At 63.8% G+C, this 15,623-nt stretch carries 17 protein-coding genes; 10 read left to right on the plus strand and 7 right to left on the minus strand.

Annotated features, from left to right (window positions below; all coding sequences use genetic code 11):
- The first annotated feature begins 2 nt into the window (after nt 1–2).
- On the plus strand, nt 3–332 hold the full coding sequence (locus ACZ1A1_RS19495; RefSeq protein WP_463621218.1) for a DUF1236 domain-containing protein: 330 nt from the start codon (nt 3–5) through the stop codon (nt 330–332).
- A gap of 183 nt (nt 333–515) precedes the next feature.
- Nucleotides 516–1,937 carry a cell envelope integrity protein CreD gene (gene creD / locus ACZ1A1_RS19500; RefSeq protein ID WP_463621219.1) on the plus strand — a complete coding sequence of 474 codons (1,422 nt, stop codon included), beginning with the start codon at nt 516–518 and terminating at the stop codon, nt 1,935–1,937.
- 229 nt (nt 1,938–2,166) lie between these two features.
- Here creD and ACZ1A1_RS19505 read toward each other — a convergent pair whose 3' ends face one another.
- Nucleotides 2,167–3,357 carry a hypothetical protein gene (locus tag ACZ1A1_RS19505; protein WP_313195945.1) on the minus strand — a complete coding sequence of 397 codons (1,191 nt, stop codon included), beginning with the start codon at nt 3,355–3,357 and terminating at the stop codon, nt 2,167–2,169.
- Nucleotides 3,358–3,568: 211 nt separating this feature from the next.
- On the opposite strand from ACZ1A1_RS19505, the gene parC reads away from it, so the two are divergent.
- Nucleotides 3,569–5,821, plus strand: a complete 2,253-nt coding sequence (gene parC / locus ACZ1A1_RS19510) for a DNA topoisomerase IV subunit A (RefSeq protein WP_463621220.1) — start codon at nt 3,569–3,571, stop codon at nt 5,819–5,821.
- On the opposite strand, the gene ACZ1A1_RS19515 is transcribed toward parC, so the two are convergent.
- From ACZ1A1_RS19515 to ACZ1A1_RS19535, 5 genes are all read right to left on the minus strand, one after another.
- Nucleotides 5,822–6,214 carry a type II toxin-antitoxin system death-on-curing family toxin gene (locus ACZ1A1_RS19515; RefSeq protein ID WP_463621221.1) on the minus strand — a complete coding sequence of 131 codons (393 nt, stop codon included), beginning with the start codon at nt 6,212–6,214 and terminating at the stop codon, nt 5,822–5,824.
- Nucleotides 6,211–6,432: an AbrB/MazE/SpoVT family DNA-binding domain-containing protein gene (locus ACZ1A1_RS19520; protein ID WP_463621222.1), complete on the minus strand. Its 222-nt coding sequence runs from the start codon at nt 6,430–6,432 to the stop codon at nt 6,211–6,213. The genes ACZ1A1_RS19515 and ACZ1A1_RS19520 overlap by 4 nt, the downstream gene beginning before the upstream one ends.
- A 53-nt stretch (nt 6,433–6,485) precedes the next feature.
- Nucleotides 6,486–7,403, minus strand: coding sequence for a DMT family transporter (locus tag ACZ1A1_RS19525; protein WP_463621223.1), 918 nt, complete (start codon nt 7,401–7,403; stop codon nt 6,486–6,488).
- Nucleotides 7,404–7,523: 120 nt separating this feature from the next.
- On the minus strand, nt 7,524–8,288 hold the full coding sequence (locus ACZ1A1_RS19530; RefSeq protein WP_415212029.1) for an arginyltransferase: 765 nt from the start codon (nt 8,286–8,288) through the stop codon (nt 7,524–7,526).
- Nucleotides 8,289–8,447: 159 nt separating this feature from the next.
- The gene (locus ACZ1A1_RS19535; RefSeq protein ID WP_242221964.1) at nt 8,448–8,912 is read right to left on the minus strand and encodes an RDD family protein; all 465 of its coding nucleotides are present in this window, start codon (nt 8,910–8,912) and stop codon (nt 8,448–8,450) included.
- A 154-nt stretch (nt 8,913–9,066) separates the two neighbouring features.
- Here ACZ1A1_RS19535 and ACZ1A1_RS19540 point away from each other — a divergent pair, with 154 nt between their 5' ends.
- A complete protein-coding gene (locus ACZ1A1_RS19540) occupies nt 9,067–9,588 on the plus strand; it encodes a hypothetical protein (RefSeq protein WP_463621224.1) in 522 nt (173 codons plus the stop codon).
- Between the two features lie 12 nt (nt 9,589–9,600).
- Here ACZ1A1_RS19540 and hemB read toward each other — a convergent pair whose 3' ends face one another.
- Complete coding sequence (gene hemB / locus ACZ1A1_RS19545; RefSeq protein WP_463621225.1) at nt 9,601–10,617, minus strand: porphobilinogen synthase; 1,017 nt, start codon at nt 10,615–10,617, stop codon at nt 9,601–9,603.
- A 102-nt stretch (nt 10,618–10,719) separates the two neighbouring features.
- On the opposite strand from hemB, the gene ACZ1A1_RS19550 reads away from it, so the two are divergent.
- The 6 genes from ACZ1A1_RS19550 to glyA all read left to right on the plus strand — a co-directional run bounded on the left by ACZ1A1_RS19550 (nt 10,720) and on the right by glyA (nt 15,612).
- Nucleotides 10,720–11,211: a DUF6163 family protein gene (locus ACZ1A1_RS19550; RefSeq protein WP_409530075.1), complete on the plus strand. Its 492-nt coding sequence runs from the start codon at nt 10,720–10,722 to the stop codon at nt 11,209–11,211.
- 131 nt (nt 11,212–11,342) lie between these two features.
- Complete coding sequence (gene ldtR / locus ACZ1A1_RS19555) at nt 11,343–11,855, plus strand: transcriptional regulator LdtR (protein ID WP_313195939.1); 513 nt, start codon at nt 11,343–11,345, stop codon at nt 11,853–11,855.
- A 277-nt stretch (nt 11,856–12,132) separates the two neighbouring features.
- Nucleotides 12,133–13,458, plus strand: a complete 1,326-nt coding sequence (locus ACZ1A1_RS19560; RefSeq protein ID WP_313195938.1) for a L,D-transpeptidase family protein — start codon at nt 12,133–12,135, stop codon at nt 13,456–13,458.
- A gap of 107 nt (nt 13,459–13,565) precedes the next feature.
- Nucleotides 13,566–13,862 (plus strand): type II toxin-antitoxin system RelE/ParE family toxin, encoded by a 297-nt coding sequence (locus tag ACZ1A1_RS19565; RefSeq protein WP_415212032.1) that lies wholly within the window; start codon nt 13,566–13,568, stop codon nt 13,860–13,862.
- Nucleotides 13,859–14,173 (plus strand): addiction module antidote protein, encoded by a 315-nt coding sequence (locus ACZ1A1_RS19570; RefSeq protein WP_463621226.1) that lies wholly within the window; start codon nt 13,859–13,861, stop codon nt 14,171–14,173. The genes ACZ1A1_RS19565 and ACZ1A1_RS19570 overlap by 4 nt, the downstream gene beginning before the upstream one ends.
- A 140-nt stretch (nt 14,174–14,313) precedes the next feature.
- A complete protein-coding gene (gene glyA / locus ACZ1A1_RS19575; RefSeq protein WP_463621227.1) occupies nt 14,314–15,612 on the plus strand; it encodes a serine hydroxymethyltransferase in 1,299 nt (432 codons plus the stop codon).
- Nucleotides 15,613–15,623: the final 11 nt, after the last annotated feature.

The following is a 15,623-nucleotide window of genomic DNA, read 5'->3' on the forward strand; positions in this document are numbered from 1 at the left end:
ACATGCGCAACAGGCTCATCCTTGCCTCCGCGGCGGCGCTTCTGTCGCTGTCCGCCTCGGCCTATGCCCAGGACACGGTGATCGTGCAGGAGGCCGATCCCGTGACGACGGAATCGACCGTCGTCATCCCGGGCGAAGTCCGCACCTACGTCCTGGAGCAGGACGTCCCCTCGGTGCCCTATGAAGGCGATATCCTGATCGGGAGGGTCGTTCCCGATGCGGTGGAAATCCACGCCATCGACGGCCAGCCCGATTATGCCTACACCATCGTCAACGAGCACCGCGTCATCGTGAACCCGCAGACGCGGACCGTCGTCCAGATCCTCGAGTGATCTCGAAACTTTGGAAAACCTGGGAGCCCGGCGTTATGCCGGGCTCTTCCGTTCGTGGCCGCGGACGCCACAATGCCCCGAATTCGCCGCCGGTCGAGCCCAATTCCGCGCATAATCGGTCGAAATGTCTCCCTAGCGTGAACTCGCCTTAAAATGGCGTTTCAAAGACTGGAGGGACTATCCATGACTGTAACGGACGCTGACGATCCCGTTCCCACCGCATCCAGACAAATTCTCCAACCCGAACAGCGCGGCACCGTGGCGACGCTGCTGCGCTCGCCGGGCGTCAAGTTCATCATGATCGGCATCATCTCCGTGGCGCTGCTCGTGCCGCTTCTCCTCGTCTGGGGCCTGACGGAAGAGCGCGCCGAGCGGGCGAGGGACGTCTCGCGCCGCATCGCCAACGGCTGGGGCGGCGAGCAGGCGATCAACGGCCCCTATATCGCCGTGCCCTTCGACGTGGAGCGCAGCCGCGCGGTCGACGGGCGCATCGTCGTCGAGCACGTGATGGAATGGGCGCTCGTCATGCCGGAAACGCTCGACGTGACGGCGGAGCTGAACACCGAGGAGCGCCGGCTCTCGATCTATGCGCTGCCCGTCTATAACGGCGCGCTGACGCTGAAGGGCCGCTTCGCCGGCAATATCCTGCAGGATCTCGCGCAGTTTCCCGGCACGCCGCAGCTCGATCGCGCCATCCTCGTTCTCAACATCAACGACATCACCGGCATCCGCTCCGATGCCGGCGTGAAGATCGACAACGGCACGGTGCTGCCCTTCGATCCGGGCATGCGGCAGATCTCGGCGATGACGGTCGCCGGCAGCGACGGCTACGCCACGCCGCAGACGAATCCCGGCGTGCACCGGCCGATCGAGCGCGGGCTGATCGAAACGGGCTTCGCCTTCGAGATCGCCCTGTCGCTCAACGGCTCGCGCAGCTTCGCCGTCGCGCCCGCCGGGCAGACGACGACCTTCTCGGCCAAGGCGAACTGGCCGCATCCGGGCTTCGAGGGACTTTTCCTGCCGGAGGACAAGACGGTGACCGCATCGGGCTTCGCGGCGAAATGGACGATCCCCTATCTCGCCCGCGGCATCGACCGCGTCGCCGCCGGCTCGGCGCTGCCGCTGTCGAGCAGCATGATGAGCATCAACCTCGTGGAGCCGGTACAGTTCTACCAGGTGGTCTCGCGCACGCTGAAATATTCCATCGGCTTCATCTCGCTCGTCTTCCTCGCCGTCTTCGTCGTGGAGCTGAAGGGTGGGCGCATGGTGCACTGGATCCAGTATGTGCTGACGGGCCTTGCGCTCATCGTCTTCTACGTCCTGCTTCTGGCGCTTGCGGAGCATACCGGCTTCACGATCGCCTACGCGGTCGCCGCGCTGGCGACGACGGTGCTGATCGCCGCCTATCTCGGCGCGGCGACGGAAAGCCGGCGGAACGGCGTTGCGCTCGGCATCGTGCTCCTCTCCGCCTATGGCGTCATGTACCTGGTGCTGCGCGAGGACGAATATGCGCTGCTCGCCGGCGCGCTCATCTCCTTCGTCTCCATCGCGACGACGATGTACGCGACGCGCCGCGTCGACTGGTCGGGGAGGGCGGCGGCCTGAAGCGGGCGCACGTAAAGGCATAGTTATTCCTTCGCCGCTTCGCCCCTCACCCTAACCCTCTCCCCGCAAGCGGGGAGAGGGGACGTGCCCGAAGGGGCGTCAAGGATTCGGGAAACCCATGCGGCATATCCCTTCTCCCCGCTTGCGGGGAGAAGGTCGCCGGCACGCAAAAGGAAAAGCCCGGAGCGATGCTCCGGGCTTTCCGATTTTGCGGGCCTTGCCGAACGGACTATTCGTTGGCCGTGACGGTGACGCCGAGGACCTGCGGGATGGTCTGCGGCGCGCCCATGGCGGCGCCCATGATCATTGGGAAGGGCACCGGCTCCTTCGGCTCGGCGCTGATCTTCAGGCTCTTCGGGTCGTCGAGATAGGTGTTGACGGCGGCGGATATCTGGTTCTGCAGGTCGGGCATGTTGAGCTGCGCGATCATGATCGGGACGAGGCCCTTCAGCGACTGCGCCATCTGGTCGCCCGTCACGCCCTGTTCGCTGCCGGCGTAGTCGAGCAGCTTCTTGGTGATCGAGGCGTCGTCGAAGGAGATCGAGGCGCTGTTGAAGGTGAGCTGCTGGACGAGGCCCATCATGGCCATGCCCATGGCGGCGTTCGCCTCTTCCTTGTTCGGGTTGGATTCGGCCGTCTTCATCGCTTCCTGCAGGTTCTTCAGGAAGTCCAGCGTGTAGCCGGAGAAGGTGAGGGTCAGGTTGAGGCGGCCGACATCCTTGAAGTCGAAGGCATATTCGTCGACGGCCAGCTTGCCGCTCGCCAGTTCCCAGCTGCCGGACATGCTGACCTTGCCGTCCAGCGAGTGGATGCCGAGCTTGTCGAGCGCGTCCTTGGTCTTGGCGTCCTCGACGCCCGTGAGGTCGGCCTTGAGGTCGGACATCGTCGCATCGAATTCGAGGCCGGCGTCATCGTCCATCCGTGTGATGTTCGCCTCCATGCCGGACATGGAGAAGACTTCCTTGCCCTTGGCGGTGACGCTGACCGGGCCGGCCGTTGCCGATTCGTACATCAGCAGCGATTCCAGCGTGCCGGGAACGACCTTGCCGGGCACCGAGACGCCGCTGAGCGCGATGTCCTTGGCCGTGACGGTCGTCTCCTCCTCGGTGACGTTGACGTCCTGGAAGGAAACGGTCTCGATCTTGTAGCCGCCGTCGCCGTCTTCCTCGACGCCGTCCATGGTGATCGTGCCGAGCTTGATCGGGGTTTCATTGCCGGTCGCCTTCAGCTCCGCGCCTTCCAGCGTGACGGTGGAACCGTCGGCGGTCACGTTCGAAGAGCTGATGGATACGCCGCTGGTGGCATAGGTAGCGTTCAGCTTGGCCAGCAGGTCCGCGCCATCGAGCGCGAAGGCGGGGCTTGCCAGGGTGGCGAGCGCTGCGCCGGCGAGGAGGGTGCGGAAATGGGAGGTGCGCATCATGGATAGGCTCTCTTTCTGGATTTCTTGGACGGCTGCCTTGCCGTTACCGCTCCTATACGGGCGGTGCGGCAAATATATTCATGCCGCCGGGACTTTCCATGGAATTCTCCAGCCGGCGACACGGATTTCAAAGAAGCTTTACAAACTGCTATCCACAGGCCGGTTGCCCGGATTCCTTGCCGCGAATCGGTCAAGGGGATAGTCAAGACCCATGGGACAAAACACTTTGCCGCCCGATGGCGGAGACGACAACATCCTGCCGGTCGACCTCAAGGCGGCGCTGGAAGAGCGCTACCTCGCCTATGCGCTGTCGACCATCACCCAGCGCGCGCTGCCCGATGTCCGCGACGGCCTGAAACCCGTCCATCGCCGCATCATCCACGCCATGAGCGAAATGGGCCTCCGGTCCAATTCCTCGTTCAAGAAATGCGCGCGTATCGTCGGCGACGTCATCGGCAAGTTCCACCCGCACGGCGACCAGTCGGTCTATGACGCGCTGGTGCGCCTCGCGCAGGATTTCTCGCAGCGGTATCCCATCGTCGACGGGCAGGGCAATTTCGGCAATATCGACGGCGACAACGCCGCCGCCTACCGATACACCGAAGCGCGCATGACCGAGGTCGCCACGCTCCTGCTGGAGGGTATCGACCAGGACGCCGTCGACTTCCGCCCGACCTACAACGAGGAGGACGAGGAGCCCATCGTCCTGCCGGGCGCCTTCCCGAACCTCCTGGCGAACGGCTCCTCCGGCATCGCCGTCGGCATGGCGACCTCCATTCCCTCGCACAACGCCCATGAACTATGCGACGCCGCGCTTCACCTCATCCGCAATCCAGAAGCGGATGTGGAGAAGCTCGTCGAATTCGTGCAGGGTCCGGACCTTCCGACCGGCGGCATCATCATCGACAGCCGCGAGAGCATCATCGAGGCCTACAAGACGGGCCGCGGCGGTTTCCGCGTTCGCTCCAAGTGGGAGACGGAGGACCTCGGCCGCGGCGGCTACCAGATCGTCGTCACCGAGATTCCCTATCAGGTGCAGAAGTCGCGCCTGATCGAGAAGATCGCCGAGCTTTTGATCGCCCGCAAGCTGCCGCTGCTGGAGGATATCAGGGACGAATCGGCCGAGGACGTGCGCATCGTGCTGGTGCCGAAGAGCCGCACCGTCGATCCGACGATCCTGATGGAGTCGCTCTTCAAGCTCTCCGAGCTCGAAAGCCGCATTCCGCTCAACATGAACGTGCTCTCGATGGGGCGCGTGCCGAAGGTCATGGGCCTGAAGGACGTGCTGGTCGAGTGGCTGGCCCATCGGCGCGAAGTCTTGCAGCGCCGCTCGCGCCATCGCCTCGCCGCCATCGACCGGCGCCTCGAAATCCTCGGCGGCTATCTCATCGCCTATCTCAACCTCGACGAGGTGATCCGCATCATCCGCGAGGAGGACGAGCCGAAGACCTCCCTCATGGAGACCTTCACGCTGACGGACGTGCAGGCCGAGGCGATCCTCAACATGCGCCTGCGCTCGCTGCGCAAGCTCGAGGAATTCGAGATCCGCACCGAATTCGACAACCTGTCGAAGGAGAAGGCGGAGATCGAGGCGCTGCTCGCCTCCGACGAGAAGCAATGGCAGACCGTCGCCTGGGAAATCGGCGAGGTCCGCAAGAAATTCGCCAAGGCGACCGAAATCGGTCGTCGCCGCACCCAGTTCGCCAGCGCCCCGCAAGCGGATGTGGAGGCGATCCAGCAGGCCATGATCGAGAAGGAGCCAGTCACGGTCGTCATCTCGGAAAAGGGCTGGATCCGCGCGCTGAAGGGCCATATCGCCGATACGTCCGGCCTCCAGTTTAAGGAGGGCGACGCGCTGAAGGTGGCCTTCCCGGCGCAGACGACGGACAAGCTGCTGATCGTCACGACGGGCGGCAAGGTCTTCACGCTCGGCGCCGACAAGCTGCCGGGCGGGCGCGGCCATGGCGAGCCGCTGCGCATCATGGTCGACATGGAGAACGACCAGGACGTGCTGACCGCCTTCGTGCACGATCCCTCCCGCAAGGTCATCGTCGCCTCGCAGGCCGGCAACGGCTTCGTGGTGGCCGAAACCGAGATGGTCGCCAATACCCGCAAGGGCAAGCAGGTGATGAATGTCGGCATGCCGGACGAGGCCAAGCTCGTCGTGCCCGTGCGCGGCGACCATGTCGCCGTCGTCGGCGAGAACCGCAAGATGCTGGTCTTCCCGCTGGCGCAGCTGCCGGAAATGTCGCGCGGCAAGGGCGTTCGCCTACAGCGCTACAAGGACGGCGGCGTCTCCGACATCCGCTGCTTCGCCATCGACGAGGGTCTTTCCTGGGACGACAGCGCCGGCCGCAACTTCGTGCGGACGAAGGAAGAGCTTGCCGAATGGCTCGCCGACCGCGCCACCGCCGGCCGTACCGTGCCGAAGGGCTTCCCGCGCAGCGGCAAGTTCAGCGGCTGATCACCCGGCATAGGGGACGCTGACGTCGCGCAGGAAGCGCGTCGCGCCCTCTTCGTCGATCTCGCCGGCCGCGACGGCGAGGACGAAGGCTATGATATCGGCCTGAGAGGCCTCGATCAGGAAGCCGTTCACGATCAGGAATGAGAACGCGGCAAGAAATCCGGTCCGTTTGTTGCCGTCCGAAAAGGGATGGTTCCTTGCGATGCCGTAGAGGTAGGCCGCCGCGAGCTCGAACAGGTCCGGCGTGCCGTATGCCGCCTTGTGAAGCGGGCGTGCAAGGGCGGCCTCCAAGGCATTCTCGTCCTTGAGGCCGTCAAGTCCGCCATGCTCGCGAATCTGCTCTTCGTGCATGATTTCGACGGCCTGGCGGGTGAGCCACTTCACGTCGCTCACTTGGCAAGTTCGCGAAGGGCCACGCGGTATTTTTCCATGCCGAGGCGGGCCGCCTTCAACTGTTCCGCCAGATCGGTATCCTGCGGAACGAGCTTGATCTCGCCGTTCTCCTCCCTGAGGGTCAGCTCATCGCCCGCCTTGACGCCCATGCGGTCCAGCACGTCCTTCGGAATGATGATGCCTTCGGAATTGCCGATCTTGCGGATGGTGATGTTCATGGCCTTGCTCCGTTATAACTAAGTTATAACGTGCGGCGGAGCAAATCGCAATCTCATCCGGTGGACGGAAGCCCGGTGGCCGCGTCCGCTGCCTTCGCGGCTCGCGCCTTCGAGCGCATCTGCCAGAGCGAATGGGCGAGGAGGGCGAGGATGAGGATGGAGCCGCCGACGAGGGTCTGGGTGGTGGGCGTTTCGGCGAAGACGATCCAGACCCAGATGGGCGCGAGCACCGTTTCCATGAGATAGAACATGCCCACTTCCGGCGCGGAAAGGTAGCGCGGTCCCGTTGCGAGGCACCAGTAGGCGAGGGGCAGCAGGACGAGACCGTTGAGGAGGATATAGACGGGATCCGCGACGACGAGGCCGCCTTCGGGCAGCAGGAACAGGCCGGCGATGCCCGACGTGGCGGAGGCGATCAGCGGCACGAAGCCCATGCCGGCGCCGCTGCTGCGGCTGAGCGTCAGGGCGCATGCCAGCATCAGCGCGGAACAGGCGGCCATCGCGTCGCCGAAGAGATTGCCGCTGGCAAGGCCGTCGTGCACGATGAGGATGACGCCGAAGACCATGACCGCCATGGTCAGCAGCGTGGCATTGCCCGGCCGCTCCCCGAGGAAGATCCAGGAGAGGATCGCGGCGAACATCGACGTGAAGGCGAGGATGAAGACGACATTGGCCGTCGTCGTGTTGAACACGGCGAGCATGAAGGTCAGCGAGTTGACGCCGTAGAAGAGGGTGACCAGCAGGCCCTTGCGGCCGGGCACGAGGACGGTCTTCCGGCGAAGCACGACGTTCAGCCCGGCCCACAGGACGAGGGCCATGAGGAAGACGGAAAGGTTCCGCAGCACCAGCATCGACCAGAATTCGCCATGGGACGAGCGGATCAGCGGGATGTCGAAGGAAAGCGCGAGGCCGCCGACGGCTGTGATGAGAAGGCCCTTGCGGTGAAGGGCGGGATCGTTGGCTGAGGGCACGGCGGGACCGGATGTGAACTGTTGCGTTTCCAGCCGAAGCGGCATCGCCTCGGCGTCGGATAATGCGGTTAAAACAAAAGCTGGAGCATTTCCGGCGAACCGGAGTTCAGCGGAAATGCGCTAGGAAGCGGTATCGTCTCCTTCATAGCGCTCCCAGCCGCGCGGCATCAGGTGCTCCTGCGGCAAAAACTTTGTTTTATAGTCCATCTTCCGCGATCCCTTCACCCAGTAGCCGAGATAGACATGCGGCAGGCCGAGCGCCTTGGCGCGGCGGATATGGTCGAGGATCATGAAGGTGCCGAGCGAGCGGTGGGTCAGTTCCGGATTGTAGAAGGAATAGACCATGGAAAGGCCATCGCCCATGCGGTCGGTCAGCGCCACGGCGAGGAGCTCGCCCTGCGGCCGTTCCTTGAGGCCTGCGCCTTCCTCGCGCAGGCGATATTCGATGACCTTGGTGTGGACATGCGTGTCCTCCACCATCATCGCATAGTCGAGCACCGACATGTCCGACATGCCGCCCTTCTGGTGGCGGGCATCGAGATAGTGGCGGAAGAGCGAATATTGCTCGCTGGAAGGCTCGGCTGGATATTCGCGCGAGACGATGTCGCCATTGGCGGCCAGCACCCGCCGCATGCTGCGGCGCGTCTCGAACTCGTCGACGAGGATGCGCACGGAAATGCAGGCGCGGCAGGATTCGCAGGCCGGGCGATAGGCGATGTTCTGCGAGCGGCGGAAGCCGCCCTGGGTGAGGAGATCGTTTAGCTCCGGCGCGCGCTCGCCCACGAGGTGGGTGAACACCTTTCTCTCCATCTCCTGCGGCAGGTAGGGGCAAGCCGCCGGCGCGGTGAGATAGAACTGCGGAGAAGATGTTGCCTGCGTGTTCATTTGCCGTGAAGCGACTCCGTCGCCATGTGACACTTCTATGCCAATACCATGGCGTAGTTCGGAAAAAGGTCAACTGCCGCAAGGCCCTTCCCCTGCAATCGCCATGGGGAAAGGCCGTTGCGGACCGATGGGGCCGGTGGCTTGAGGCGATCCGGCCGATCAGTAGCGGTCGCGGCGGACCATCACGGTGCCGAGCAGCAGGTCGTGCAGCAGGCGGCCGCGATCGGTGAAGAGGCCGACGAGCACGATGAACGGCGTCAGCAGCGCATTGCCGATCCAGAACAGCACGAGATGGACGATGGCCGTCAGGAAATCGACCGGCCGGCCGTCGACGCGCGCGAGCGCAAGGCCCATGACGTTCATGCCGGCGCTCGCCTGGCTCGGGCCGCCCATCGTCAGGCCGAAATAGAGCATGGCGACGATGGCGAAGAGCGCCGGATAGAGGAAGAAGCCGAGGCCGAAGGTCAGGATGCCGAGGAAGAAGACCACCACGGCGGCCGGAATCCAGAGAAGCGCGATGATCGCATAGTCGATCAGGAACGCGAATATCCGGCGCGACAGCACGCCGCGATAGGCCTGCCAGTCCGTCGTCGGAACCCGCGTCTCGTTGAAATCAGCGCTCATCTGCCTGTCTCCTGAATGGAACATGCCCTCCATATGGGATGTCGTCGGCGGAAAACAACAGATCGGGACCAATAGGCGATTCCCGAGCATGGCGGTGATAGGACGAACGGGGAAGGCATTTAACGCGCCGATCCGTATTCGAAAGGAAACGATCATGAAACCGTCGGAGAATACTCCGTGGCTCCTCGTCAGTGGTGACCTGCGCAAGGATGTCCCTTATTTTTCCTCGCTGGGCTTTCTGGCGGCCGTTCTTCAGTTTGTCAGCTATGACTATTTCAACAAGGCGGACTGGGGCGGTATCCTGCTGCTGGAGCATGTCGCTTTCCATTCCATAGCATTCTCGATCCTGTTTCTGTGGACTGGAAGGCTGATTTTGGAGTGGCAGGGCAACAGGTGCGCAATGGCCTATCTACGGGATATGGTGCACAATGTGGCAAAAAGAGCCGTTGGCTTCGCTTCGGTGGCGGCCGCGGTTCTTTTCGGTTTTGCGATCATGCCTGCGATCACCGGCGCCTTCTGGCATGTCGGCATGTTCATGCTTTGCGGCCTTTACTTCGTCTGCCTTGCCGAGGTTGCGGCAAACCCGCTGCCCGGAAAGGGAGACTCGAGGAGCCACCCCTTTGCGATCGGCGTGGTTATCGGGATGCCATTCGCTCTGTCGCGGATTGCGTTGTAGCTTGAGGGGCGCTCAGCCCTTTTTCGCCAGATGCCGCGCCACGTCCATCGCGAAATAGGTGAGGATGCCGTCGCAGCCGGCGCGCTTGAAGGCGAGCAGGGTTTCGAGCATGACACGCTCGCCGTCGATCCAGCCGTTCAGCGCGGCGGCCTTGATCTGGCTGTACTCGCCCGAGACCTGGTAGGCGAAGACCGGCAGGCCGAACGCCTCCTTCATGCGCCAACAGATATCGAGATAGGGAAGGCCCGGCTTGACCATCATCATGTCCGCGCCTTCCTCGACGTCGAGCGCGGCGTCGCGCATCGCCTCGGTGCCGTTGGCGGGGTCGATGTAATAGGTCTTCTTGTCGCCCTTCAGCAGGCCGCCGGTGCCGATCGCGTCGCGGTAGGGGCCGTAGAAGGCTGAGGCGAATTTCGTCGCATAGGCCATGATGCCGACATCCTGGTGGCCCGCCGCATCGAGCGCCTGGCGGATCGCGCCGACGCGCCCGTCCATCATCTCGGACGGCGCGATGATGTCGGAGCCGGCATCGGCCTGGATGACGGCGGCCCGGGCGACCAGTTCGACCGTCTCGTCGTTGACGATCACCTCGCCGCGCAGCACACCGTCATGGCCGTGGCTGGTGAAGGGATCGAGCGCGACGTCGGTGATGACGCCGATATTCGGCACGGCCTTCTTGATGGCGCGCGTCGCCTCGTTGATGAGGTTGTCGGCCGCAAGGCTGTGCGAGCCCGTCTCGTCGCGCAGGTTCATGTCGATGTTGGGGAAGGTGGCGATGGCGGGGATGCCGAGGTCGGCCGCTTCCCTGGCGGCTTCCACGAGCCTGTCGACGCTCATGCGGTTGACGCCGGGCATCGCCGCGACGGGATCGACGATATTCGTGCCCGGCACCACGAAGACCGGCCAGATGAGATCGTCGACCGTCAGGCGGTTTTCCTGCACGAGCCGGCGCGTCCACTCGGCCTTCCGGTTGCGCCGCATGCGGCGGTGTCCGGTGATCTCGTCGACGATGTTCCTGCTGCCGGTCATGATGTGCATTTCCTTGCTGGTCCTTTGCTGCGCGCGTATTACCACGCCGCTTCCGGCAATCAAATCGCCAGCGGAAAAAGAGGCTGCGGCATATGGCCGTGCATGATGCGCTTTGCGGGCTTTATGCGCGCCGTCCTTGCCCTTACTGTCCGCTCCATGGTTGCTGATTCTGCCAAGGGCCCGAGACCAAGCCTGACCGAAACGCTGTTCGCGCTGTTCCTGCGGCTGGTGGCGGTGGCCTCGCTGTGGTTCGCGCTGCAGTACTGGGCCATGCTGACGGGCTTCTCCCTCGACGGGAGAGGGCGGTTCGATCTGCTGCCGCCGGCCTGGAAGGCCGCCTCGACGGCGCTGGCCGTGCTCTTCCCCGTTTCGGCCGTCGGCCTCTGGCTGCTCGTCTCCTGGGGGCCCGTGATCTGGCTGATCGCAGCGGCGACGGAGATTGCCATGCACGAGGTCTATCCCTCCATATTCGGCATAAACCGGCTGCTGGTCATCATGCATGTCGCGGTGGCCGTCATGTTCCTGCTTTTCCGCATCGCGCTCTTCATCCAGCGCCGCCGCCAGGCCCGCACGGTAAGAACTGATTCACCCTGAGACAGGGTCGCTCTCCGGTAAGGCGCTGTTAAGGCTGCGGTTTAAGTAGAATTTTAGATGCATTCGCTAGGTTCTCACTCAAGGCGGGAAAACAAACCACACCGCCAAACAAAACAGTGAGGCAGAGAACCATGAACACCAAGATGAAGCCGCAGCAGGCCCCGGTCGTCGATCCGCAGGAAGATGCGATCCGCAACCTCTATCTGGAATCCCTTCACCTCGTCGAGCGTCTGCACCGTCGCCTGCTCGATGTCATCAAGGACGAATTCGACCGCGCCGGTCGCTCCGACGTCAACGCCGTCCAGGCGCTGCTCCTCTTCAACATCGGCAATTCCGAGCTGACCGCCGGCGAGCTGCGCTCGCGTGGCTACTATCTCGGCTCGAACGTCTCCTACAACGTCAAGAAGCTGGTCGACCTCGGCTTCATCAACCACCAGCGCTCGCGCATCGACCGCCGCTCCGTCCGCATCAGCCTGACGGAAAGCGGCCAGGAAGTCGCCGAGACCGTCGCCAGGCTCTACGAGCGCCATATCGGCTCGATCCAGAAGGTCGGCGGCATCGGCGAAGGCGAGTTCAACCAGATGAACAAGCTGCTCCAGCGCCTCGACCGCTTCTGGAACGACTCGATCCTCTATCGCCTGTAATCCGGGCGTCCTTTCCGACCTCCTCCGAAAGCCGGCCGCGTTCCCTGCGCGTCCGGCTTTTCACGTTTTCGTTTGCGGCCGGCCCACGGCCTCCGAGACACGAATTGGCCATATTGCTGTGACACCCGGACGATGGGCTCAGGTATGCGCGGGCGGCAGGGCCGGTTTGCGTTTGTTAACCCTGTTCGTGATAGCTGCATCGGGTATGGACCCTTCGGTCCCCCGTGCCGCGTGCACCTCGCCGCTCGATGTGGCGTCTCAGGAGATGGTAGGATAGATGTCTCGCAAAACCGGATTTGATGTGTTCTCGCGCCGCGCATTCCTGCGTTCGGCTGCAACCTTCGGCGCCGCCGCCCTTGCGGCGCCCGCGTTTGCCCAGTCGGCGATGGACGACGTTCTGGATGCATCGCGCCGCGGCAACTGGGACGACCAGTTCGACGCCAAGGCCTCGCGCAGCGCCGACGCCGTCGCCTCGAACAATCCGATCCTTGGCCCCGGCGCCGTGCCGAACATCCAGCAGGCTATCGCCGACTACCAGCAGATCGTATCCGCCGGCGGCTGGCCGGAAGTCTCCTCGGCCCAGAAGCTGCAGATCGGCGTGGTCGATCCCAGCGTCCAGACCCTGCGCCAGCGCCTGATGATTTCCGGCGACCTGTCGCGCGAGGCCGGCATTTCCAACGCCTTCGATTCCTATGTCGACGGCGCGGTGAAGCGTTTCCAGGCCCGCCACGGCCTGCCGCAGGACGGCGTGCTCGGCGAATTCTCGCTGAAGGCGATGAACGTGCCGGCGACGACGCGCCTCAACCAGCTCAACACCAACCTCGTGCGCCTGCAGACCATGTCAGGCGATCTCGGCCAGCGTTACGTGATGGTGAACATCCCCGCGGCCTCCGTCGAGGCGGTGGAGGACGGGCGCGTCGTGCTGCGCCACGTCGCCGTCGTCGGCCGCAGCAGCCGTCCGACGCATATCCTCAATTCGAAGATCTACGACGTCACCCTCAATCCCTACTGGACCGCGCCGCGCTCGATCGTCGAGAAGGACATCGTGCCGCTGATGCGCAAGGACCCGACCTATCTCAAGCGCAACAACATCCGCCTGATCGACGGCAGCGGCCGCGAGGTCGCCCCGGAGACCGTGGACTGGTTCGCCGACAAGGCGCCGAACCTGATGTTCCGCCAGGACCCGGGCAAGATCAACGCCATGGCGTCGACCAAGATCAACTTCCACAACACCAACAACGAATACATGCACGACACGCCCCAGCAGGGCCTGTTCAACAAGCTGATGCGCTTCGAATCGTCCGGCTGCGTGCGCGTGCAGAACGTCCGCGACCTCATCACCTGGCTGCTGCGTGACACGCCTGGCTGGTCGCGCCAGCAGATCGAGAAGGTCATCAACGATCGCGTCAACACGCCGATCAAGCTGGCCGTCGAGGTCCCGGTCTACTTCGTCTATATCAGCGCCTGGTCGGCCCGTGACCGCGTCGTGCAGTTCCGCGACGACATCTACCAGATGGACGGCGCCACCGAACTCGCCCTCCAGACCGGCTACGGCATGGAAAAGCCGGCCGGCTCCCCGGACGACGACCTGCTGCCGCAATAAGGCGAGCTTCATCCGCATGAACGGGCCGCGTCTTCCACGGGAAGGCGCGGCCTTTGTCTTTCTGCCTGCCGCTTGAAGAAGTGTATTCTATAGAGTACATTCCTTCGATGTTCACCCTGATCGCCAGTAGCAGGTTCGAGAAGTGGTTCGGCGGTCTGAAGGATCTTCGCGCGAGCGCACGTATCCGCCAGCGACTGGCGCGGCTGGAACAGGGACATGCGGGAGACGCAAAGCCGGTCGGCGAGGGCGTCAGTGAATTGCGCATCGACTACGGCCCCGGATACCGCATCTATTTCAAGCGCAGCGGATCGGTCGTGATCATTCTTCTCTGCGGCGGCCACAAGGCAAGCCAGGGCAGGGACATAGAAGAAGCGAAGCGGATCGCGCGGGAATGGAAGGAATGACGATGGAAGAGAAGATCACGTTCAAGCCGTTCGATCTCGCGCAGGGCCTCGATACCGAGGAGGAGATCGTGGAGTTCCTCGCGGCTGCCTTCGAGGAGGGCGATGCCGCCCATATCGCCCATTGCCTCGGCATCGTCGCCAGGGCGCGCAACATGGCGCAGCTCGCCCGCGACGTCGGCATGAGCCGGCCGGCGCTCTACAAGGCGCTGAGCGGCGAAGGCAACCCGGAATTCGCGACCGTCATGAAGATCATGCAGGCGCTCGGCTTCGGTCTGGCGCCCGTGTCGCGCAAGGGCGACGAGGCCGCCTAGGAACAAGGGGGGCAGCAAATGGTCCTTGTCGTTTTTATCCCATAAGACGCGCCGAAATGGCGCAAACCGTGGAGCGGATATTGCCCTTGCCATGCGAGGACGTTAAACACCGTGCCACCCACCCTTAAGGAGCCTCGAGGATGAGCCAGTCTTCCGCCACCGACGTTTTCTTCACGCGTTCCCTTGCCGACACCGATCCGGAGATCTTCGGCTCCATCCAGAAGGAACTCGGTCGCCAGCGCCATGAGATCGAGCTGATCGCCTCGGAGAACATCGTCTCGCGCGCCGTGCTCGAAGCCCAGGGCTCGATCATGACGAACAAGTATGCCGAAGGCTATCCGGGCAAGCGCTACTATGGCGGCTGCCAGTTCGTCGACATCGCGGAAGAGCTCGCCATCGAGCGCGCCAAGAAGCTGTTCGGCGTCAACTTCGCCAACGTCCAGCCGAATTCCGGCTCGCAGATGAACCAGGCCGTCTTCCTCGCGCTGCTCCAGCCTGGCGACACCTTCATGGGCCTCGACCTCAATTCGGGCGGCCACCTGACGCACGGCTCGCCGGTCAACATGTCCGGCAAGTGGTTCAACGTCGTGTCCTACGGCGTGCGCGAGGAAGACCACCTGCTCGACATGGACGACGTCGCCGAGAAGGCCCGCAAGAACAAGCCGAAGCTCATCATCGCCGGCGGCACCGCCTATTCCCGCATCTGGGACTGGAAGCGCTTCCGCGAGATCGCCGATGAAGTCGGCGCCTACCTGATGGTCGACATGGCGCACATCGCCGGTCTCGTCGCCGGCGGCCAGCACCCGTCGCCGTTCCCGCATTGCCACGTCGCGACCACCACCACGCACAAGTCGCTCCGCGGCCCGCGCGGCGGCGTCGTGCTGACGAACGACGAGGACATTGCCAAGAAGATCAACTCGGCCGTCTTCCCGGGCCTCCAGGGCGGCCCGCTGATGCACATCATCGCCGCCAAGGCCGTCGCCTTCGGCGAGGCGCTGCAGCCGGAATTCAAGGAATACGCCGCGCAGGTCGTCAGGAACGCCAAGGCGCTCGCCGAGACGCTGAAGGCCGGCGGCCTCGACATCGTCTCGGGCGGTACCGACAACCACCTGATGCTCGTTGACCTTCGCAAGAAGAACGCGACCGGCAAGCGCGCGGAAGCCGCCCTCGGCCGCGCCTATGTCACCTGCAACAAGAACGGCATTCCGTTCGACCCCGAAAAGCCCTTCGTCACCTCGGGCGTCCGCCTCGGCACGCCGGCCGGCACGACGCGCGGCTTCAAGGAAGCCGAGTTCAAGGAGATCGGCAACCTGATCGTCGAGGTTCTCGACGGCCTGAAGGTCGCCAATTCCGACGAGGGCAATGCGGGCGTCGAAGCCGCTGTCCGGGAAAAGGTCGTCGCGCTGACGGGCCGCTTCCCGATGTATCCCTACATGTAAGTCAGGATAGA

The sequence above is a fragment of the Shinella sp. R2-11 genome (genome assembly GCF_055330205.1).